This is a genomic window from Geobacillus subterraneus (assembly GCF_001618685.1).
Classification (GTDB): Bacteria; Bacillota; Bacilli; order Bacillales; family Anoxybacillaceae; genus Geobacillus; species Geobacillus subterraneus.
The window spans coordinates 79,106-100,988 of the sequence record NZ_CP014342.1; the positions used below are offsets into that span (position 1 = coordinate 79,106).

The 21,883-nt window shown below is 50.1% G+C and carries 12 protein-coding genes and 3 pseudogenes; 9 read left to right on the plus strand and 6 right to left on the minus strand.

Annotation, left to right across the window (positions count from 1 at the left end):
- Positions 1–109: 109 nt before the first annotated feature.
- Complete coding sequence (locus GS3922_RS00345; RefSeq protein ID WP_063164699.1) at positions 110–3,760, minus strand: S8 family serine peptidase; 3,651 nt, start codon at positions 3,758–3,760, stop codon at positions 110–112.
- A 261-nt stretch (positions 3,761–4,021) separates the two neighbouring features.
- On the opposite strand from GS3922_RS00345, the gene GS3922_RS18390 reads away from it, so the two are divergent.
- Entirely contained in the window at positions 4,022–5,908 is a 1,887-nt protein-coding gene (locus tag GS3922_RS18390; protein WP_063164700.1) for an S-layer homology domain-containing protein, read from the plus strand.
- Positions 5,909–5,996: 88 nt separating this feature from the next.
- Here the strand turns inward: GS3922_RS18390 and murJ are convergent, their stop codons facing one another.
- The 3 genes from murJ to csaB form a co-directional block, all read right to left on the minus strand.
- A complete protein-coding gene (murJ, locus tag GS3922_RS00355) occupies positions 5,997–7,529 on the minus strand; it encodes a murein biosynthesis integral membrane protein MurJ (protein WP_063164701.1) in 1,533 nt (510 codons plus the stop codon).
- A 66-nt stretch (positions 7,530–7,595) separates the two neighbouring features.
- Positions 7,596–8,771, minus strand: coding sequence for a glycosyltransferase family 4 protein (locus GS3922_RS00360; RefSeq protein WP_063164702.1), 1,176 nt, complete (start codon positions 8,769–8,771; stop codon positions 7,596–7,598).
- On the minus strand, positions 8,768–9,901 hold the full coding sequence (csaB, locus tag GS3922_RS00365; protein ID WP_063857317.1) for a polysaccharide pyruvyl transferase CsaB: 1,134 nt from the start codon (positions 9,899–9,901) through the stop codon (positions 8,768–8,770). Before csaB ends, GS3922_RS00360 begins: the two co-directional genes overlap by 4 nt.
- Positions 9,902–10,072: 171 nt before the next feature.
- Here csaB and GS3922_RS00370 point away from each other — a divergent pair, with 171 nt between their 5' ends.
- The 4 genes from GS3922_RS00370 to GS3922_RS00385 are packed head-to-tail and all read left to right on the plus strand — an operon-like array spanning position 10,073 to position 14,656.
- Positions 10,073–11,365 carry a nucleotide sugar dehydrogenase gene (locus GS3922_RS00370; protein ID WP_063164703.1) on the plus strand — a complete coding sequence of 431 codons (1,293 nt, stop codon included), beginning with the start codon at positions 10,073–10,075 and terminating at the stop codon, positions 11,363–11,365.
- 6 nt (positions 11,366–11,371) lie between these two features.
- The gene (locus GS3922_RS00375; RefSeq protein WP_063164704.1) at positions 11,372–12,109 is read left to right on the plus strand and encodes a WecB/TagA/CpsF family glycosyltransferase; all 738 of its coding nucleotides are present in this window, start codon (positions 11,372–11,374) and stop codon (positions 12,107–12,109) included.
- A 12-nt stretch (positions 12,110–12,121) separates the two neighbouring features.
- Positions 12,122–13,243, plus strand: a complete 1,122-nt coding sequence (locus GS3922_RS00380) for a glycosyltransferase family 4 protein (RefSeq protein ID WP_063164705.1) — start codon at positions 12,122–12,124, stop codon at positions 13,241–13,243.
- A gap of 3 nt (positions 13,244–13,246) precedes the next feature.
- Positions 13,247–14,656, plus strand: a complete 1,410-nt coding sequence (locus GS3922_RS00385; RefSeq protein ID WP_063164706.1) for an O-antigen ligase family protein — start codon at positions 13,247–13,249, stop codon at positions 14,654–14,656.
- A gap of 91 nt (positions 14,657–14,747) precedes the next feature.
- On the opposite strand, the gene GS3922_RS00390 is transcribed toward GS3922_RS00385, so the two are convergent.
- A complete protein-coding gene (locus GS3922_RS00390) occupies positions 14,748–16,196 on the minus strand; it encodes an IS66-like element ISBst12 family transposase (RefSeq protein WP_063164707.1) in 1,449 nt (482 codons plus the stop codon).
- 204 nt (positions 16,197–16,400) lie between these two features.
- Between GS3922_RS00390 and GS3922_RS00395 the strand changes: the two are divergent.
- The 3 genes and pseudogenes from GS3922_RS00395 to GS3922_RS00410 all read left to right on the plus strand — a co-directional run.
- Positions 16,401–16,811 (plus strand): annotated as a pseudogene (locus GS3922_RS00395) (JAB domain-containing protein); the annotation flags it as partial.
- Positions 16,812–17,041: 230 nt separating this feature from the next.
- A complete protein-coding gene (locus GS3922_RS00400; RefSeq protein WP_063167260.1) occupies positions 17,042–17,458 on the plus strand; it encodes a hypothetical protein in 417 nt (138 codons plus the stop codon).
- Positions 17,459–17,896: 438 nt separating this feature from the next.
- Positions 17,897–18,826: pseudogene (locus GS3922_RS00410) on the plus strand (IS4 family transposase).
- A gap of 2 nt (positions 18,827–18,828) precedes the next feature.
- Here the strand turns inward: GS3922_RS00410 and GS3922_RS18415 are convergent.
- Positions 18,829–18,933: pseudogene (locus GS3922_RS18415) on the minus strand (ATP-binding protein); the annotation flags it as partial.
- 520 nt (positions 18,934–19,453) lie between these two features.
- On the opposite strand from GS3922_RS18415, the gene GS3922_RS00420 reads away from it, so the two are divergent.
- Entirely contained in the window at positions 19,454–21,865 is a 2,412-nt protein-coding gene (locus tag GS3922_RS00420; protein WP_413229263.1) for a pullulanase X25 domain-containing protein, read from the plus strand.
- The last annotated feature ends 18 nt before the right edge of the window (positions 21,866–21,883 follow it).

Genomic DNA, 21,883 nt, shown 5'->3' on the forward strand with positions numbered 1-21,883 from the left:
CACCGCCCTAGCTTAATGCTCATAGACAGGAAAAAGGTGCCCCAGCTGCTTGGGACACCTTTTCTTGTCCGTCAGGAAGTGGCTGACGGCCGCTCGCTTTCCTTGTCTGTTAACGCTGTTGGATCACCAATTTATATGGGCTGACGCTTGCGTTGCCAAATGCATCTTCCACTTTAATGAAATAATTTCCTTTCGACAATTTGATGGTTAGGTATTCGTTATCGCCTTTGGTGTAATAGTCCCCTTTGGCGATCAGCTTTCCGTTAGCGTTATAGACCGTCACTACCCCGTCAAGATCGGAAGGAACGCGCAACTGTATCGTATATGTGGCTGTTTCGCGGGCGGTCAACTTGTAATAGTCGACATCCCCTTGGGATGATGACACATTCATATACCCGGTGTTATACCAAGTGCCTTGCTTCGGAGTCCGAAGCGATAGCGGCTTGGACGGCACGTTGTGACGCACGGTGGAGTGGCGGTCTTCGTCTTGCTGATCAGCCAATGCCAAGGAGAACACGTATGGCGTCACAGTTGTGTTACCGTAAAAGTCAGCCGTGACGATAAAATATCCTTTCGTTTTCTCTGCTCTCAGCGCGCCGCGCTCTTCATCATTAGACAGCCCATTGTCGATGATCCACAGGCGTCCTTCTTCTTCCGGATCCAACTTCTTGTTTTTGTTTGTATCTTCCACAATAAGGAGGATCGGATCGATCGGCATCCGTAATTCTGACGGCAAGGACGCATATTTCGATGGAATAGACGCCGGGGTGACGGCTAGTCCGTACAGCCCGTTTTTGTCCGGTCGAAAGTAATACGTGTCGATATCTTGCGCTGATGCGAAATTGCCAGTAATGGCTTTTAAGCCGATTGGCGTCGCATGATCAAAGTCATCATTGTTTTCAAATCGATCATTGACGTTTCCTGCTAGCAAGACAGACGTCATGGCATATGCTTTTACCGAAGGGCGATACATTTTTTCATTGAGCTGGATATAGTACGTTGTTCCTTTCTTTAAACCGACCGGGTAGCGGGCATTTGGTTCGAAGGTAAAAAGATCGTAACCGGCGTTGGAACCGATATAGGTGAACGTTTTTTCTTTTTCGTCATAGACGAAAAGCGTTGCCAGCGGCACATCGTGTTGCTCATCGGCTGCAAATCGGAATTCGTAAATGCCGTCTTGTTTCGGCGTAAAGGCGAGCCAGTCTTCATCCCCGCCATATTGGAAATATCCGCTCGCGGTTTGGCCGCTTTCATACGGTTTGGCTGCTTTGCGTACGGCCTCGCTCCAGTCATCATCACCATCGAACACGACAATGCCGGATGCGGCTTGTTGCCAACGTTGCTGCCATTCCTCTTTTTTCTTCATATATTCTTCGATAGTTCCAGTCTTCAAACTTTCTTCTAGTTGTTCGCCTGTCATCGGAAATCCGTCTTCATCTGCAGGCAATGTTACCGCATCAACGGTTAGCCCATAAGGCAAGTGGGATGAGAAGTTTCTTGTTAGGTCGATGCCTAGTTCATTCGTTAACGACAGCATAAACGGATCCCGGACAGGTTTATTCGTGACTTCGATGATATACTGCATGCCTGGTACGGCGTTAAAGGTCAGTTCTTCTCCTTCACCATACCCGTTCATGTTGGCAGAATCGATCGGCCATGGACTCATGGCAGGTTTTGCTTCTGGCGTTGAGATGGCTCCGTCGGACGGATTTGGCATCTCTTCGCCATTTTCCGGAGAAGGCATTTGCGGCTCAACAATGTACAAGTTTAAAGCAGAGTCGATGCCGGCTACTCCTGTCAATGAGATACGGACGGTTTGTTCGGACGATGGGACTGAATCAGGAAGCGAGAAAGAAAAGTAATCGCTATCCCCTGGTAATGACGTCGCATTTCCCCCTTGATCATTTCCATCAGACTGCTCATCTCCGGAGTCTGTCTCCTCTGCTGTTGGTTGGTCCGAGGAGTTGCCTAGTTGCTCGTTTGTAAAGAAGAGCGGGCCGTGTTCTTGAAGAGAACGGTATGGCAACGAACGGATCACAAACGGCTGCTCGGCGGTGTTGCCATCATCAAGTGCAGATGTCTCCCGGCTGACAAACAGCGTGTATTTGGATGCTCCGTTCTCATGGTAGTTGCCAAGGGCGTCTTTGACACCAATCGCGACCGTTCCGTCTTCCGGTGCGGTGAACAAATAGCCTTCCTCTTTTCCTTGGACCGTATCGTTCACAGATAGACGGGTTGATGCGGACGATTGTCCGTTTTGGAAAAAGAGAATGTCAAACTTATAGTCGTAGTCTGCGGTTCCATTCACCCTCACTTGAACGTATTCGCCCTTTTGGACAGGGAGCGCATACCAATGGGTTTCGCCGAGTTTTGTAATCGTCCCAGTTTGTGTCGTCGCCCGGGTCATATCGAGCCGCTTCGCTTTTTTCAAAATCTCCTGTTCGGCTATGGACGGAAGCGGCGGAACGTTTTTCGGATTGAACCATAGGGCGGCGACCGGGTTGACAAGGCCGTGTCCGTATTGCAAGTCGTAGCCTTTTCGTCCCAGATCGCTGGCAGTTTCGTTTAAAATATAGTGAATGTCATACGGAGTCAGTTTCGGATTTTTGGATAATAACATCGCAACCGTGGCCGTCACCATTGGCGTGGCCATTGACGTTCCGCTGAGTTCGGCAAACGTGGATTGCTTATCTACGTCATACACAGAGCTATAAATGTTTTCGCCAGGTGCGACAACGTCTACAGACGGTCCATAAGTAGAGAAGTCAGTCAGCTTCCGGTCGACATTGACTGCCCCAACCCCGATAACCCCCTCGTATGCAGCTGGATATTCATACATAGACGTTCCTGAGTTGCCGGCAGCAGCCACAACCGTAATGTTGGCCGCTAACGCTTTTTGAACCGCCTCCTCAACAATCGGAGAAGGGACAGAAGAACCTAAACTTAAGTTAATGACTTGTGCTTTTTGGCGGATGGCTTCTAAAATCCCTTCGGCGACAATATAGTCCGAACTAAAAAATGAACGGTTGAACACATCAATCGAAATGATTTGGGCGCGCGGAAAGACGCCGTGCGCACCGATGCCGTTGTCTTTCTCACCGGTGATAATCCCGGCAACGTGGGTGCCATGGACATCGACCGCTCCTTTTTGCAGCGGGTTCATTACATTGTAGTTGGCGATGATTTTTCCTTTCAGCTCTGGGTGATTCGCATCGATCCCTGTATCAACAACCGCCACTTTGACCGGATGCGGGCCAGCAAGCGAGAGAGCACGCTCGACTTGTAACGTTGTTAAATAGTACGCGTTCACCTTCTTCGGATCATTGACGGGAGCAGAAAACGGGACGAAACGGGCGCTGCGCGAGACGGATACAACATGACGGTTTTCCGCATACCGACGCATCGCTTCTTTGACATTCGTTTTCCCTGTTAGTTTGACGACATCATAACGTAAGGAAGCAATACGTTTAACTAGTTTTCCCCCTGCTTGTTGATGTTCTTGAGCGGAAAGGGGATGACGGTACTTAATGACCAGTTCATCGTTACTAAAAGCGGAGGATGGCTGCCCTTTTTTTTGTGCAGCTGTTTTCAATTTGTCTGACCGTTCGGAAAGACCGAGGCGGTCAAGTAGTAGGGAGGCGTCGGCTGAATGTTTTGTCATGGCTGCCGATGCCATAGTTGGCGAGCCGCTCCCCAACAAGGCGAGCGAAAAAGCCATTCCCAGCGATAGAAGAGTTCGAGAACGGTGTCGTTTTTTCAAAACCCTCTCTCCTTTTTTAAAAAATTAGGAACCATATAAAATATTACTATAAAATTGAAAAAAATTCCTCTATTTTTTCTATATGTTTTCAAAAATATTACACAAGTAATAAAAATGTAATGATAATGTAATACATAAATCGCCAATATTTGCTAGAATATGACTATGTCTATGTCGGAACGTTGGTTTTTTTGTCGCTGTCCCACAGACACCTTTCCATCTATGAATCTATAAACAAAATAAATGGGGGAGGGGAAATGGTTGCGTCGAATCGCTAGTCTTGTTCTCGTATTGAGTTTGTTGTTTGTAAACAGTTCCGTTTCGTTTGCTGATGATATCACCGGTATCGCGTTGGAGCAGGAAATGCGGGCCATGGTGAACCAAGGGATTGTTCAAGGGTATCCGGACGGTCAATATCGACCGAATGAGCCAGTAACGCGCGGTCAGTTTGCGACGTTCCTTGCGCGGGCGCTGCAGTTGCCTAAGGCGACAGGAACCGTTTCATTTTCTGACGTTTCGCCATCGTCAAAGCTGGCCGATGGCATTTACAAAGCAAGTGCAGCTGGCCTTGTTGAAGGGTATTCCAACGGTGCCTTCGGTACGTATAAACAAGTTACAAGAGAAGAAATGGCACTGATGATTGACCGTGTGTTCGATTACTTGGAAATCGAGAAACAAAGAGCGGATTTTTCTTCGTTTACTGATCTCGATCATCTTTCATCCACATCGCGGTTGGCGATTGCTAACAACATTTATTACGGCATTATCCGCGGGATTCCGAATGAGGATGGTACATCGTTCCGCTTCGACCCGAAAGCAGAGGCGACGCGGGCGCATGCGGCGGCGTTTTTGTACCGCCTGCTCGAAGTATGGGCCGAGCAAATGCCGGAAATGGCCTATCAAATTGGAGCGGTCGAAAAAGGGGAGCTTGTTGTTTGGCCAAAGCGGTATGCCACGTTCGCCCAAGCTGAGGCAGCCTTAACCAACCCGGCTTCTCAAGTGATCGTCCAAGGAACGAAAATCGTGAAAATGGCAAACGGCTATGCTGTTGCCCAACCAGCTCCAGGCAAATCAACGACAACCATTTATAACGCTGATTTTAGCGCTTCACTCACTTATGTGGCTCCAAATACGGAAATGAAATATTTAGGAGCCGACGAGGAAAAAGTAAACGTACAAATCGCCGACACCATCGGATATGTGAAGCAGGAAGATGTGTTGCTCGTGCCGGCAGCGCTTTTGCAAGGGCGCTCGTATTACAAAGTAGAAAACGGCCATCTCGTTCATGTCATTTACAACACGACGAGCAATACGTATGTGAGCTACCTATACGGAAAAGCGCCGTCTTTTATGCAAGCGGGGCAGAGATATTACAGTTGGGATGGCGATACGTTTTATAATGAAGCTGGTCAGCTCGTTGGGACGGCTTATCAATATTTCAACGTCCTGTCGTTGCGGACAAAAACGAATTATACCGCCGATGAGCTGAATCGGTTTGTCGCCGCCTATCGCTCCGCCAGCCCGTTGAAAGAACTCGGCGCGGCGTTTAAACAGGCGGAGGAAAAGTATCAAGTCAACGCTCTGTATTTGTTGGCTCATGCGATCTTGGAAAGCAATTGGGGTTTAAGTGAATTGGCGAAGACAAAGAACAACTTGTTTGGTATTAAAGCGTATGACAGCGATCCGCTGAGAAGCGCGGATTCGTTTGCTTCGTTTGAAGAGTGCATCGATTACATGGCGAAAACGATTGTCGCGGAGCGATACGCGAATCCGAGCGATTGGCGCTATAACGGTGCATTGCTTGGAGACAAATCGTTTGGTTTTAACGTTCGCTATGCGTCTGACCCGTATTGGGGGCAAAAAATTGCGGGTTGGATGTATCAAGCCGACCAATTTTTAGGTGGAAAAGACTACGGTCACTATACGGTGATGGCGACGAACACGGCAAGTGTCAATGTTCGACTGCAGCCAGCCGTTGTTCCGCCAGTTTGGTATGAATATAAGCAGGCGAACACGCCGGTGACGGTGGCAGGAGCAACAGCGAAACAGCCTGACGGCTACGTTTGGTATCAAATCGTTCCGGACGCGCCAACAGAAAAAGCGTATATTCGCGGTGATTTATTGTCGCCTCTGACCTTCGTGAAGTAAAAAGAAAGGTGTCTCGAAACGTTCGGGACACCTTTTCCTATGTCAGGAGAGCTTCTTTCTTCGTTTCAAGCCGGGGAACAAAGGGACATTATGCCGACGGTTTCGGTTTCCGCTTTGAGCGAATTGTGCGCAGCAACCGATAAAATCCTTCCCGATACAGGGCGTATACGCTCGCGATATAAATGGCTGCACCAAGCGGGACGAGCACGGCAAGCGCAAGAAGTGCGGGCCACTGGTGGATGCCGGCTGCTTCTTTCAGCCCATAGAGCAATCCCGCCATGATGGCTGTTGCACTGCCGACGCGAATCAACAAGGACAGCAATTTTTTCGCTTCCCCGCGCTCAAACTCTTTATAGACGGCGATCGAGCAGGCAGTGACGTAGTAGAGAGAAACGAGCGAGCTCGACAACGCAATCCCGGCATACCCGAACGATTGAACGAACAGATAGTTAAGGATGATGTTTAACACAATCGTCGTGACGCTAATCCGAAGTACGACCGCCGTTTTCCCTTTCGCATACATCGACTTGGCGACAATATATTGCAGCCCTTGGGTGACGATGAGCGGCAAATAAAAGAGCAGGGCGACATACGTGCGGTGTGTGTCCGTCTCCGTAAACTGGCCGCGTTCATAGACGAACGCAATCGCGGCATCACCAACCACCCACAGCCCAGCCGCGACCGGCATTAACGTGATGAAGGAGAGTTCCATGCCAGTGAAAAACGTTTGCTGAAATTGGCGCGGTTTGTCGACTTGCTCGGACAACAATGTGAACAAAATGGCCGCGACGGTCGTGCCGTAAATCGTATGCGGGATGCTGACGAGCAGCGAGGCATTGTTCAAATACGTGACCGCTCCTTCAATCGTGCCCGAAGCGAAGATTTTATCAATAAACATGTTCATTTGCCCGACAAACGCGTTCAATAGCGAAGGAATGAGCAAGCGCAAAAACGTCTGCCGAAAATCGGGATCGATGGCCAGCGTCGGTGTCCATCGATAACCGCTCCGATACAAATAAACAAACATCAGGACAATCCCTAACACAATTCCAAAAACAAATCCGTAAGCGAGGCTATAAATGCCCCACACATCGGAAAACAACAGAGCAAACACTGCGCCCATCAAAGTAGCCAGCAGCTTCGAAATTTGCGATGGAACAAAGATGCGCCTCCCTTGCAAATATGAATCTAAAATGCCGTTTAAGGCGATGGCGCCCATAAATAAAAAGAACATTTGCGTGATGTGGACCGCCACTGATTCGGTAACCGCGGCCATTCGCCCGAAAATAGCGGGGACGAATGTAGGAGCCAGCAAATAACCAAAAACGGCAACGAACAAAAAAATGAGGACAGTGGCGTTCATAATACCGTTCGCGTTTCGTTCTGCGGCTTTAGGATCGTTTTGTTTCGCCTGAACGTACAACGGAAGAAAGACGTTATTGAATCCGACTGAAATGACGGCCAGCACGAGCGTAATAAACGAAAACGCCAACAAGTAGCCGTCCGTATATTCATTGGCGCCAAACTGCTTGGCGATGATGCTTTCCCGCAAAAAACCGGCTACTTTGACAACGAGGGCAAGCAGCGTAATCCAAATCGCCGTCTGTTTTAATGATGGCATGCATGTCACTTCCTTCATTCAAAATCGAAAAAGGCCGCCCCTGATGACAAAGAGACGGCCATGGTGTTATGGCGCCAGCGCGGCTCGATAAATGTCTTCGTACTTTTTCGCTGCTGATAAGTGGGAATATTCGTCTTCGATTTTCCGGCGCGCTGCTTGTGCCAGTTGTTGCCCAAACTCCGGATGATCGAGCAGCTCGATGATCGCTTGAGCGAGTTCATCCACATTTTTTTCCTCGACGAGCAGGCCGTCTTGCCGATGGTTGACGATCTCTTTCAAGCCCCCAACCGCCGAGGCGATGAGCGGTGATCCTGATCCCATGGCTTCTAAGGCGGAAATGGATGTCGCCTCTTCCACTCCGGCGGAGTGGACGCTTGGAACAAGCACAATGTCCGAGAGGGCATAATACTCGGTCATCGTCTCATGCGGAATGGCGCCGAGCAGTTTGGCCTTTTCACTCAGTCCTCGCTGTTCGATGAGCGATTTCAGCTCGTCGTACGCTTCCCCCATCCCGGCATAAATGAGCATGGCGTTTGGGTATTTTTCCAAGACGTGCGGCAACGCAAGCGCTGGATAAATGACCCCGTTTTTTTTCGTCAACCGTCTCGGTACAAAAATGACGGCCGCATTCTCCGGCACCCCGTGTTTTTTTCGGTAGGCGAGCCGATTCGCTTTCTCTGGTTTGAAACGGTCAACGTCGATAAAGTTGCGGATGGCGGTCGCTTCCACCCCGGCTTTTTCCCGTACATACTCTTTAATGCGCTGGTCAACGGTAATAATTTTCCGCGTTTTCGTGTATGCCTCAATTTCTTTCTCCAACAAGTGCTGCGCCTGCCGGCTTCCTTCCACCACCGCTCCGCGGCTGATGGCTTCGTATGTCATGTAGCCGTGCACCGTCGTCACCGTGGGGATGCCAGATGGCAGCGCGGCCAACGTCGCAAACACTTCCTGGGCGTTGATCACATCATACCGCCTGCTGGCGGCTTTGTCGGCGATGAGACGGGAAAGAAGCCGCTGTCTCACAGCATGGCTCCAAAGAATGCCTGTTCCTTTCGACACTTTGTTCAGCAAAAAACTCGGTCCCTTAGCGAGCATCATTTGCATGGATCGGGGAACGTCGCTGAACGAAACGACGTCTACACGATGTCCCCGCGCCTCAAGCCCGGCCTTCAATGTAGTTACATGGGTGGATAATCCGCCGGCATGCGGATAATCGAAGACGGTCGCTAGCAAAATATTCATCGGCGATCTTCTCCTTGCGGGAAAAATTTTTCTTTCAACAGCCGAATGTTTTCCATGGCCTCTTGCCGCATTTGTTTGGCGTTGTTTTGAACAATCGCACGGACGGTTTCACGCTCAGCGAGCATAAAACGGGCGTTGTTCACGAGCTGGTCGACGTCGATCTCCTCAAGACGGAACGAATAATCCCACATGCCGGAGCGCTTCAGCAAACTCTCCACTTTCGGGTCATAACTGAGGCCGATATGCGGGACGCCTGCCAAGGCAGAAAAAATGAGCGAATGCAAGCGCATGCCGATCGTCAAACGGCAGCGGCTAATAAAATGCAAATATTGGTTCGGCGTAAAATCCGGGCCGAGAATGTGGCAAGCGGATCGATGATTCATTTGTTCGACGACTCGATCGGACGCACGCACATCATGATGTCCTTCCATCGGCACGAAGACCGGCGTAATGCCCTCAAGTTCGATCAACTGATCGAGCGCACGGGCGATTTTTCCATAATAGTCGCGCTGGTCAAGCCACGGGCGAACCGATATCGCCACAAGCTGTTCGTCACCGCGAAGCGGAAGGCTTTCAAGACAAGCATTATCTTCCTTATGATGAAAGGCAAAGACAATATCAGCAGTAACGACCGTTTCCGGTTTTGTCACACCCAGCTCATGAAGCAACTGTTTCGAATACGCATCGCGGACAGTGATAAAATCAGCCATGTTGGCAAACACTTTCATTAAAATCTTTCCCCACGTCGTATTCACCGGTCCGATCCCTTGCGAGAAAAACATGACTTTCGTCCCGCAAAGCTTGGCCAAAAACACAACCAATAAATAATAAGGAAGCGGACCGAACAAAAAGCGGGTCGGATACGTATCTTGAAGCAATCCCCCGCCGCCGCTGATTAATAAATCCGCTTCACGCAGCGCCCGAATTTTTCCTTTATTATCGTGGCGCCATCCACGGTATACACTTTTCACACCGTGTGCTTTCGCCGTTTGCTCAGGAGACAGGGAAAACACGGTAATATCCGGGTTTGGCAATTCGGCGCGAAGATTGTCGATAATCGCCTCTAAAATGGCTTCATCCCCCGTATTGCCCAATCCATAAAAGCCAGAGATGACAATGTTCAACGGCATAACTCCTCCTCTAAACGACATCGTTCCACAAAAATCAACCTTAATTGTAGCATTTGCCTATAGTAGATTCAATGATGCAAAATGAATCGCGGTTTGTTATACTATAACGTGATTGGTCGAAAAAGCTCGAAAACAAAGCAAGTCTAGTTTACAAAAAGAGAGGTTGTCACGATGAAAAAAGTATGTGTCGTCGGGCTAGGCTATATCGGACTTCCGACGTCAGCGATATTTGCCTCCGCCGGATTTGACGTCATCGGCGTGGATGTGAACGAAACCGTCGTTGCGACGATCAACAGCGGCGATATTCATATTGAAGAAACGGGGTTAGCCGAACTGGTGAACCGAGTCGTCAAAGAGGGGAAATTCCGGGCCCAGCTTGCCCCGGAAGAGGCGGATGTGTTCATCATCGCCGTTCCGACACCGATTCACGACGATTACACCGCCAACATCGACTACGTCATTGAAGCAACGAAATCGGTGGCGCCGTATTTGCGGAAAGGAAACGTCGTCATCGTTGAATCAACGATTCCACCGCGAACGATGGACGATGTCGTTGCCCCGATCATTCGTGAGCACGGCTTTGACCCGGAGCGGGATGTGTATTTGGCCCATTGCCCGGAACGCGTCCTGCCTGGCCGCATTTTAATCGAGCTCGTCGAAAACACGAGAATCGTCGGCGGCGTCACGAAAGAGGCGGCGAAACAAGCGGCCGACGTCTATCGGGCGATCGTCAAAGGCGAAGTGATTGAGACGGAAGCGGTGACCGCCGAAATGGCAAAATTAATGGAAAATACGTTCCGCGATGTCAACATCGCTTTAGCGAATGAACTCGTGAAAATCGCACAACGCATTGGCGTCAATGCCCATAAAGTCATCGAACTGGCCAATAAACATCCGCGCGTCAATATCCATCTACCAGGTCCCGGCGTCGGCGGCCATTGCTTGGCGGTGGATCCGTATTTTATCGTTGAAAAGGCGAAAGAAGAGTCGCAGCTCATCCAAACGGCGCGGCGCATTAACAACTCCATGCCGCACTTTGTCGTCGAGCAAATCAAACGAATGACCGCGGAACTCGAAGCGCCGGTCATCGCCGTATTCGGATTGACATACAAAGGCAATACGGACGATGTGCGCGAGAGTCCGGCCATTGAAATCTATGAAGAGCTATGTCGGAACGAGCGGTTTGATGTCCGTGCTTATGACCCGCACGTCAAGCCGTCGCAAGTGCCGTTCCCGCTCGCTACAAAAGAGGAAGCGCTCGATGGAGCGCACCTTGTCGTTGTCTTAGCTGACCATAACGAATTCAAAACATTAACGGCTGAGGAATTGGCGCCGATGAAAACCAAGGTCATTTTCGATACGAAACATTGCGTCCGTCTTGACGATGAAGATGTGACGGTTTATCAAATCGGCCATTTATCGGTCGTCCGTGCCATTCAAGAACATCCATCGGAGAGAGTATGATCAGCGATGCAAAAAGAGCAATACTTAGGAGTGTACGTCTCCACCTTACCATATGACGACATTCTGGCGGATATCGAGAAGCGGATGGCAGCCGGCCAAAAGTCGACGATTATTGCCGTCAATCCGGAAAAAGTGATCGCCGCGGGCAAAAATGAGGAGCTGAAACAGCTGATTAACGCGGCGACATACCAAATCCCCGACGGCATCGGCGTCGTGCTCGCTTCAAAACTAAAAGGCGGGCGCCTCGCATCAAGGGTGACGGGCATCGACTTGATGGAGCGGCTCATCGCTCGGGCAGCGGAAAAAGGGTATCGCGTCTTTTTGTACGGCGCCAAAGAAGAGGTCGTCAAAAAAGCGAAAGAAAATCTCGAGGCGAAATACCCTCGTCTTTGCATTGCCGGTTATATGAACGGGTATGTGAACGACGACGAAGCGGTCGTCCGCGCCATTAATGAGGCCAACGCCGATATGCTGTTTGTCGCGCTCGGCAGCCCGAGGCAGGAGCTATGGATCCGAGCGCATATGGATCGGCTCAACGTAAAAGTGTTTCAAGGAGTTGGCGGGAGCTTCGACGTGTTTGCCGGCCATGTCAAACGGGCGCCAAAGCTGTTCCGAACGCTCGGCCTCGAATGGCTGTATCGGCTCGTCACCGACCCGAAACGGTTCAAACGGCAACTCGCCTTGCCGAAATTTCTCTGGAGAGTACTGACCGAAAAACGCACAGCCGGCAAGTCCGGCTGCTAAGGAGAGATGACGGTGAACGTGTTGCACGTCATTAGCGGCGGGGAAACAGGAGGGTCGCGCAAACATGTCGTCACCCTCTTGTCCAAATTTGCCCCAGGCACCGCGACGCTCGTCGTGTTCCAGGACGGGCCGCTTGCTGCGGAGGCGCGCCAGGCGGGGATCGATGTGCGCCTCCTTACCCAGTCATCCCGCTACGATTTGTCCGTGCTGTCGAAGCTTGTCGCGCTCATTCGCCACGAACGTTTCGATCTTTTGCATACGCACGGGCCGCGCGCCAATTTGTACGGCGCGCTCATCAAACGGAACATCACCATCCCATGGATGACCACCGTCCATAGCGACCCGCGCCTTGACTTTATGAAATCAGGGTGGAAAGGAAAATGGTTCACCCGCCTCAACGTATGGGCGCTTCGGAAGGTAGACTATTTTTTTGCCGTCTCGGAGCGGTTTAAAGAAAGCTTGGTGGAGCTTGGCATCGCCGCTGAACGGATTCAAACGATTTACAACGGCATCGACTTCGATGATGCCCCCCGTCCACATACGTTGCGGCGCGCTGATCTTGGGCTTCGGGAAGACGACGTGGTGATCACGATGGTCGCCCGCCTCCACCCGATCAAAGGACATGCTCTTGTCTTTGACGCCCTCGCCTCGCTTTCCGATCCCGATATGAAGCTGCTTGTTGTCGGCGATGGCCCGCTGGCGGCCGAACTGCGTGAAAAAGCAGCGCAAAGCGGCATCGGGCGCCAAGTGCAGTTTCTCGGGTTTCGTCGCGATGTGGCGGACATTTACGCGCTGTCGGATGTGGCCTTAATGGCTTCCTATAGCGAAAGTTTCCCGCTCGCCTTGCTTGAGGCGGCCAATGAACGCTTGCCCGTCATTTCCACCGATGTCGGTGGGGTAAGACAACTCATCGCCTCTAGCGACATGGGGTGGATCGTTCCGGTAGGCGATCGCGCAGCTCTCGCCCAAGCGATGCGCGAGGCGCGCAGCCGAAAGCAGGAGCTGAAAACGATGGGGGAGCGGCTGTACGAGCACGCTTCCACCCACTTTTCTTTGCAGCGTTTATATGAAGAAACGGTGGCCACGTACGAACGTGTCTTAGCCATCCACCCAACTAGGAAAAAAGGAGTTTAAACGATGCGAGTTAGACAACCGTTGACCTATTACGCCGTCTTATGGGCGCTTTTTCTCATTCCGCTCGTTTCGTACAAAACGTATATCGGTCCGCTGCCGCTTTCCGCCGAGGTCGTAATGATTCCGCTCATCACGCTGGCGGCGCTCATCGATTATCGGCAGCGGCGCATTCAGTTGAACGATTTTCCGCTCAAGCCAATCGCGCTGGCGTTCGCCGCTTTTTTCATCATCGCCATCGTCTCGTTAGTGAAAGCGGTCAGCCTCGCTCCAGCCATAATGGAGCTCGCCCGCTATTTGTCGTATGTCGTTTTGTTTTTCATTGTCGTCAAAGTCCAATTCACCCGCGAGCAATACGTGCGCTTTGCCCAGTCGTTCGGCCTTTCCGCCCTGTTTGTCGGCTTGTACGGAGTGATCCAATACATTTTCGGCATTTCGCTTAACACAGCGGGGCTGTACGCCTTGAAAGAGGCCAAAGGGCGCGTGGACTCGACGCTCGTCAACCCGAACTATTACGCGTCGTTTCTCAATCTTGTCATCCCGGCGCTCCTTTTGTTCGCCGTCGTCTATTGGCGCGATAAAAAGGCGCAGTTGCTGATGTTTGCCGTGTACAGTATTTACGTCATCAACCTTGTCTTGACCTATACGCGCGCCGCTTGGGTCGCCATGCTCGGCGGATTGGCACTGGTGATCTTGCTTATGCCAAAAACGTTCATCAAACATGCCATTCGCCCGCATATGTTGATCTCGTTTGTCGTGCTGCTTACGATCGTCTATTTCATGCCAGACGTACAGTCGCGCACGTATTCGGCCGTCTATGCGATGGAAAAAATCATTAGCCGCCACATGCCAGGCGGCTTGGCTGACCATTTCGCCGGCGACAACGGTGATGAGGGCGGGGGATTTTTAGATGGTGATGAGGCTGATGAGGAAACGACTGAAGACGAAGCGACAACAAACCGCGCCGTCGTCTCCCGCGTCACCCTTTGGAAAACGGGCTGGGCAATGATGAAAGAAAATCCGGTCATCGGCGTTGGCATCGGCAATTATTTAGTCCGCTACAAAGAGTATGTCACGAAATATCCGGAACTGTATATCGGCCATGACCAATATTCCGTCCATAACTCGTACTTAAAAGTCGGGGCGGAAACGGGCTTCCTTGGCTTAATCGCCTTTGTCGCCATTTATGTTGTTTACTATGTGTACTTGCTTCGCCTTTACTTCGCATCATCTGATCGCCTGGGCAAGCTCATTATCGTCGCCTTGATCGCGGGCAGCGCCACCTTCATGGTGCAAAATCTATCGAACAACTTAATTTTCATCCCGCAGCTCAACACGATCTTTTGGCTTGTCTCAGGCCTGGCCATGGCATTCGTCCATCAGACCAGCGCTCGGCCATCAACCACGCAGGCATAACGCCTGCGTGGTTTTTGAGTAACTATTCACCCCAGTGCTAGTGTATAAAAAAGCCCAGCACAAATAGGGCATTTCGGTCATAGAAAATGCCCTAGGTAGCGGAAAGAACTCGATCGATCGTTTCGCCTGCCAACAGAAGACATAACGAATCCCACACGTTTTTTTCGTGTTTCGTCAGTGTGGAAACGATGCTTCTTGCGATGCAAAACGACTGCGCGAATGTTTCTTCGCGAAACGTACCCGAAATGTTCTCTTTGACTTTGACCATGCGAAGATCGCGTTCGGCTTGGTTGTTATCAAAGGGAACATGTACTTCACGTAAGAAACGCAGCGCTTCTTCCTTTCGTTTTTGAAGGCGTCGAACAAAAGCGAGTGCTTTTTTCGGAAGAGGCGTCATCGTTTCTAATCGGTGTTGTGCTCTTTCTAGGATGCGATCATACACTCGTTCCCACCGTCTCGCTTCTTCTTCGGAAAGTGCACCGTGATGGGCTTCGACGGCTTGCTTGGCGGCTAACAGAAACGTGGTCATGCGCATCGCCCACGTATGCCCTTGTTCGATGAATCCTTTTAACTCACGCAAATGGTGGGCATGACAAAGGGCATGGGTGGCATGTGTGTATTTCGGATATGTACCGAACGCATCGTGCATCATCGTCCCTTCATATCGGGGAAGAATCCCGATATCATCGGTCGCTTTTTTTCCACGAGAAGCGTGAGGAGCCAAGTATGTATATCTCGATGTACACGCGACATGCACCCATGCGAGTTTCCCATTGATGCGCAAACTCGTTTCATCGACATGCAGGATGTTGGATTCAAGTAAGGCGTCTTCGATGATGTCCATATTTGATTCCAACGATTCGCGTCCTCGTTTCACCATATTGGCAAGAGTTCCCGTACTAATCGAGTGTTGATATAACGCTTCGATTGTATCACTTAAACGCTTGTACGGGATCAATTGGATATGATGTAAATAAACAACGAGCGCCGTGAGCCGTGGACCGTATTGCACATGATTCGTGACATGGGATGGGAATTCGGCTTGTTGCACGCATCGACAATGTGGACACGATTTCACTTCACGTTCATGTTGTGTCACCTCGATCGCCACAGGAGGGACATCAAACACTTGACGGATATCGACTTTGAACGGTTTGACTTCACGCAAAGAAGCTCCACATCCTTGACACGTATGCACACGGTGGACGACACGATGATGTGGATGTTCCACTTGACGGAGCGTCTTCCCCTCATGTCCCTCTTGCCCACCAGGCTTTTTGCCAGACGGCTCGCGGGAGGAACGCTTTTTCTCAAAACGGTCAGAAGATGGGGGCAAATGGCTATTGGAGCTGTTTTTTTTCGTGCGTGCTTCCAGCTCTTGAACACGGTACTTCAGTTGTTCATTTTCTTTGCGTAGTTGTTTGTTTTCGTGACGCAAATGTTCATTTTCTTGAATGAGTTGATGAATGAGCTGTTTTTGTTGTTGAACTTTGCCGATTAAGCTCTCAACTGTAAATACAGCTTGTTGTACCATCAACATGCGATTCACCTCCTTGTCTATCAATATTCACATCATAGACAAGGAAAGAAGAAAATATTCAGCTCACTTTATGATGTGGCTGAATAGTTACGCCCAAATCTGTATCAAGCTTGATTTCAAATATATATTATGATTTTGAACCTATCATCAAGCCTCAATTCCTTTCGGGGAATTGAGGCTATTTCTATTTTAGGAGGGAAAAGGATGAGCAAGTATCAAACCAACAACCACCAGCAGCTAGAGTTGCTAGAAAGAGAGGTGTTCATCAAGCAGCCAGCGAAGCGCATCAATATTGTAAGCCTGAAGCTCGTTCGGGAATCTAGTGTTCTCTACAAGGAGCGGCAAATCAAATCTCCGGAAGATGCGTACAAGCTGCTGAATCCGTTTCTTGTGGAAGCAGACCGTGAGAAGTTTGTAGTTGTCTGCCTTGACACGAAAAACCAGCCGACTGCCATCAACGTTTGCCATGTCGGGAGCCTGAACGCTAGTATCGTGCATCCGAGGGAGGTGATGAAGGCTGCTATTCTGTCAAACTCTGCTTTCATCATTGTCGCCCATAATCATCCCAGCGGTCAGAGTTCTGCAACGAAAAGTGCAGGGCCTACGGCAAAGAAAAAAGTTTGTTAGCTTCCCGATTTTTGTCATGAGAGCACGAAATAGGTGTGAAAAAGAAGGGATATGGTGAAGAATGGAGAAATAAGGATGATAGAGGCGATGAATGATATGGTCGCCGGTTAGGTGAAAGAATGTGCTCTTATGCATCAATGCATAAGAAGAATCACGAGGGGTGAATAGTTGTAATGGATGGTCGGGCAATAGCGTCGGAAGAAAGGGAGGGAGAAAAGGTGAACGTGCTCGAGTACCGATTTGCCATTACCCCCGTTTTTCATTTCATTGCCGCGAAATCGATGGAGGCAGGCTTGTATTTATGTGGTGGCTATGCCAAGCAAACCGTACAGTTATGGTTGAAAGATCCGACTGTTGAAAACGGGAAGAGGCGGATTGGAGCGATCCAATATGAAGGATCGAACGATTACACAGTGAAAGAACCAAGTATGGTTAGTTGGCGGTTTGAACGAGCGTTGCTTCCCGATGGGCTCAAACAAGAATTGGAAGCGACCTCAGCGTTTCGCAGGGATCGAAACGACGGGCCGCCCGTCAATCCGAGTGCTCAATCCATTGCTTTTAAGTTTGAAACATTGACAGACGCTGCCAAAGAGACCATAGAGAGGATTGCGGCTGTTCTTCAGCGGTACGCGTGAACACGGTCGCGCTTTGGGGCGTTTTTCGATCGGTGCGACGAGTGATTCGATCCATGATTTTTTTGCTTTTCCGCTTGCGATGATCCCAAGGAAGTCGCGCGGTGTTGACCGCGCCCGATGCCGAAGGGACCGGGTGAGTAAAACGGCGATGTTGCCGTTGGTGAGACATGCTGCGTATATGGAGTCGCTTGTCGAGTGGAATTTGCCAATCGAATAGAACATGCGTGAACCGTTTTTAGGTAGCATTCAGGTGCCCATCATAGCCATCAAGTTAAGAAAACAGGAATAAATCTATGCCTCATTTGACCATCCTTTTGAAGACTTCATCATGTCTTAGAAAGGGTGGTTTTTTTGAAGACGTCCTCATCTCTCCAAGAGGAAGGGCATTGTTTTTTAGAGGGTTTACCAAGCGTGTTATCGTGCGAAGAACGGGAACAGATGGCCCAAGATCATCCATTTATTCAACGAAAGGGGAAGTTGCGCGCCCATGATTTCGTGGCACTTTGCACATTTCTCCAGGAAGGAGGCGGTCAAAAATCATTGGTGTGGCTCTGCAGTGCTCTAGCTCTTAAGCAAAACACCTCTCTGAGTGCGAAAGGGCTCAATCAACGGTTTCATGAAAAAGCAGTGAGTTTCCTCAAAGCGGTGTTCGAAAAACCGCTTATTCATCAGACGCAGGAGGCCCGTCACGTGTGTCAAAGACATTCGCTGTTTCGCCGGATTCGCATTCTCGATTCCACGTCGTTTCAACTGCCTCCAGAGGTCCAAGGGATTTACGAGGGATGTACGGGGCCTGGGGTGAAAATTCAGTTAGAATATGAATGGCTAGAAGGGAAGTTTCTCCATGTGGACGTCGGGGATGCTCGTCGTCATGACGCCGCCTACGGAGCGTCCCTTCGATCGACCATTCAAGAAGGAGACCTTTGTGTGAAAGACTTAGCATGACATTCATACGCTGTATTCTCTTCGCTGGCAAATTGAGGTGATCGTTAAAACATGGAAATCCCTGTTTCACATTCATCGATTCAAACGGATGAAAGGGACTCGCTTTCAGTGCCACTTGTATGGAACGTTGATTGCCTTATTGATCAGCTCTACGGTCATGTTTGCCATGCGAGAATGGCTCTATCGAAAACAGAAAAAGGAATTGAGCGAATAGAAGGCGATGAGTATGATCAAGGAGTGGGGGATGGATTGATTTCAAGCCTTATGGGGTTCTGAGACTTAGCTATCCATCTCCTTTTCAAACTGTGTGACATGATCGCTCAACACGGAAAAAAATCAAGGCGTTATACAAAAAAGTGTTTTTTGCAAGCAAAAAGTGCAGAGAATTGCAAGAAAAAATACATAGGCTCGCCTGCTCCATGAATTTATCGTTCAACCGAGTGAGAAGGGGGCGACTGAACGGCAGAAAGCGCGTGCCGCAAGCGGTAGCTCTCTCCCGTAAACGCGAGAATGTGGGCGTGATGGACCAAACACGATCCACTCAAAATACTGCATCATCGTGCCGTTCAAAGGAGCGGCATCAGCCGATGGCGTTGGGCCGCCGAAGAACGAAAGGGCGAGCCAGCAGGTGATGAGCCATACCATCGCTTTTCGGCCTAATTTTTGAAACGCTTTCATGACATACTCTCCTCCTTTTCCTTATTACATTGGCTTGGGGCATCTGTGGAATAACCATTAGGGAAACGATTGCGCAAAAAAGACAAGGAAGGTAGCGATGTATTCAAGTATGTCTAACATTATAGTGAATGTTGAAAGCGTTTTCTACAATAGAATTTCAACAAATAAGTCAGTATTTTTCTTTTTTAAAAAACATGTTGAAATATTTAGTCGATTCTTATAATATGAGGTTGAGGAAAACGTTTTCCTTAATCTATTTGTGCAAACGTTAGCATAAAACAGAAAGGGGAGAAGGGATTTGGGAAGAGAATGGGGAAAAAGCGAGGTGTCCCGGTTTTGAAAGCGTGGAGGAGAAGGAGGATAGGATGGATTTTGACGGCCGTGTGGCTGGTTCTTTCCCCGTTCTGTTCGGCTGCTGCTTACGGGAATGGGAAGGGGCAGCCAGTTGTCAGTGCGGCTGGCTCTCCTGAGCGAACGGTCACGCTTGTCGGGACGCTGCAGGATGAGTTGGGGCATACGAAGGAATGGGATCCGTCGGCTGCAGCGACCGTGATGCATGATGAAGGCGACGGCCTTTATACATTAACGGGAACGTTGCCGGCGGGGACGTATGAGTACAAAATCGCCATCAACGGCAGCTGGGATGAAAACTACGGTGCTGGTGGGCGCAACGGCGGGAATCTTACATTGACATTGAACGAGCCGACAAAGGTAACGTTTTACTACCATGACCGCACTCATGCCATCGCTGACTCGACTTGGTATGCGCTGATTCCAAAGGAAAAACAGCCACGTCTGGTCGGAACCGTATTGCCAGCCATCGGTTATGAGACAGACAATAATGGTTGGACTCCGGCCACATCGACGGCCTTCCTCAAGGATGATGATTTTGACTCCGTTTATGCGTTGACGGCGCAGGTGCCGAAAGGATCTTATGAGTACAAAATCGTGCTTGGAACCAATTGGGATGAAAACTATCCGCAAGACAATGCACGGTTAAACGTGTTGGAGCCTTCGACTATCACGTTCTTTTTCAATGCGAAGACGAAAGAGGTCTATACCGATTACCGCCCGCAAGGTTCAGATGGAATCGTTCAAAAAGAGCGGCTCAAGCATAACACATGGGATGCGCTGTACCGCCAGCCGTTTGGGGCGGTGAAAGCGGGAACGAAGGTGACGCTTCGCTTAGCGGCGAAAAAAGGCGATTTGACGAAAGCGGATGTGTATGTGAAAAATACGACGACCGGCACGGCTAACGTCTACACGATGGAAAAAGTCGGCGTGCTCGGGGACGATGAATATTGGGAGGTGGCGTTCACCCCTTCTGCCTCAGGGGTGTACGGGTATAAATTTATAGCGCAAGACGCCGGAACGAAAGTGGAATACGGCGAAGATACGCAAGAAGGGCAATGGGGGAAAGCGGTGGACAGCCGCGCGGAGCTGTTTCAACTGACGGTGTATGATCCGGATTACAGGACGCCCGACTGGATGAAAGAAGCGGTGGTGTATCAAATTTTCCCGGATCGGTTCTTCAACGGCAATCCTTCCAACGACAACAGCAAGCAGCGGGCGCGCGGCACACAGCCGATTGAACATCGCGCTTGGTCGGAGTTGCCCGATAATCCGCGCTTGAAAGGGACGAGCGGCTACGATGGCGACGGCGAATGGTCGAACGACTTTTTCGGCGGCGACATCGCCGGAATTAGACAGAAGTTGGATTATTTGCAGTCGCTTGGGGTGAACACGATTTACTTAAACCCGATCGCCACGGCGCCCTCGAACCATAAATACGACGCAAGCAATTACAAAGAACTCGATCCGATGTTCGGGTCGCCGGAAGAGTTTCAGGCATTTGTTCAGGAACTGGCGCAACGAGGGATGCATCTTATCTTAGACGGGGTGTTTAACCACGTCTCTGATGATTCGATTTACTTTGACCGCTATCACCGTTATCCGACGGTCGGCGCCTATGAATATTGGGAAGCGGTGTACGATTTGATGAACGAAAAAGGATTGAGCGAGGAGGAAGCGCGGAAACAGGCGGAAGAGAAGTTCAAACAACAAGGGCAAACGTTCAGCCCGTATGGGTTTCATCTTTGGTTCAATATTGAAAACGAAAAAGTCGATGGTCGTTATAAGTATCAGTCATGGTGGGGCTATGACAGCTTGCCTGAGTTTAAGTCCGTGATAGGGGAGAAGGTATCGTATCCGAGTGAATTAAACAACGATGAGCTCGCGAACTACATTTTCCGCGAATCGGATTCGGTCGCGAAAAGCTGGATGGCCCGCGGCGCCTCTGGGTGGCGGCTCGATGTGGCCAACGAGGTGGATGCGGCGTTTTGGCGCGAGTTTCGTCAAGAGCTGCTTCAAGGATCGTACGACCGCGGCCCGACGTTAAAAGAAGGGGAGCAGCCGCTCATTTTAGGGGAAATTTGGGATGACGCATCGAAATATTTTCTAGGCGATCAGTACGATTCCGTGATGAACTACCGGTTCCGCGGGGCGGTGCTTGACTTTTTGCGAAATGGGAATGCAGAAGAGGCCGATCAGCGACTGACGGCCATAAGGGAAGACTACCCGAGCGAAGCGTTTTATGCGCTGATGAATTTGATCGGTTCGCATGACACGGCGCGGGCGGTCTTTCTGCTTGGGAACGGAACGGATTCATTCGAGCGGGCGGAGTTTGATCCGAATTATAATGAAGAACTTGGAAAAAAGCGGCTCAAGCTAGCGGCGATTTTGCAGATGGGATATCCGGGGGCGCCGACGATTTATCTTAATTAGGCGAGAAGACTCCCACTT

What these genes read in the sequence shown, in the direction of transcription:
- murJ (WP_063164701.1), bottom strand. Translation starts at nt 7,529, where the DNA reads ATGCCATCATTAAAACAGACGGCGATTTGGATTACGCTGCTTGCCCTC.
- GS3922_RS00360 (WP_063164702.1), bottom strand. Translation starts at nt 8,771, where the DNA reads ATGAATATTTTGCTAGCGACCGTCTTCGATTATCCGCATGCCGGCGGA.
- csaB (WP_063857317.1), bottom strand. Translation starts at nt 9,901, where the DNA reads ATGCCGTTGAACATTGTCATCTCTGGCTTTTATGGATTGGGCAATACG.
- GS3922_RS00370 (WP_063164703.1), top strand. Translation starts at nt 10,073, where the DNA reads ATGAAAAAAGTATGTGTCGTCGGGCTAGGCTATATCGGACTTCCGACG.
- GS3922_RS00375 (WP_063164704.1), top strand. Translation starts at nt 11,372, where the DNA reads ATGCAAAAAGAGCAATACTTAGGAGTGTACGTCTCCACCTTACCATAT.
- GS3922_RS00385 (WP_063164706.1), top strand. Translation starts at nt 13,247, where the DNA reads ATGCGAGTTAGACAACCGTTGACCTATTACGCCGTCTTATGGGCGCTT.
- GS3922_RS00390 (WP_063164707.1), bottom strand. Translation starts at nt 16,196, where the DNA reads ATGTTGATGGTACAACAAGCTGTATTTACAGTTGAGAGCTTAATCGGC.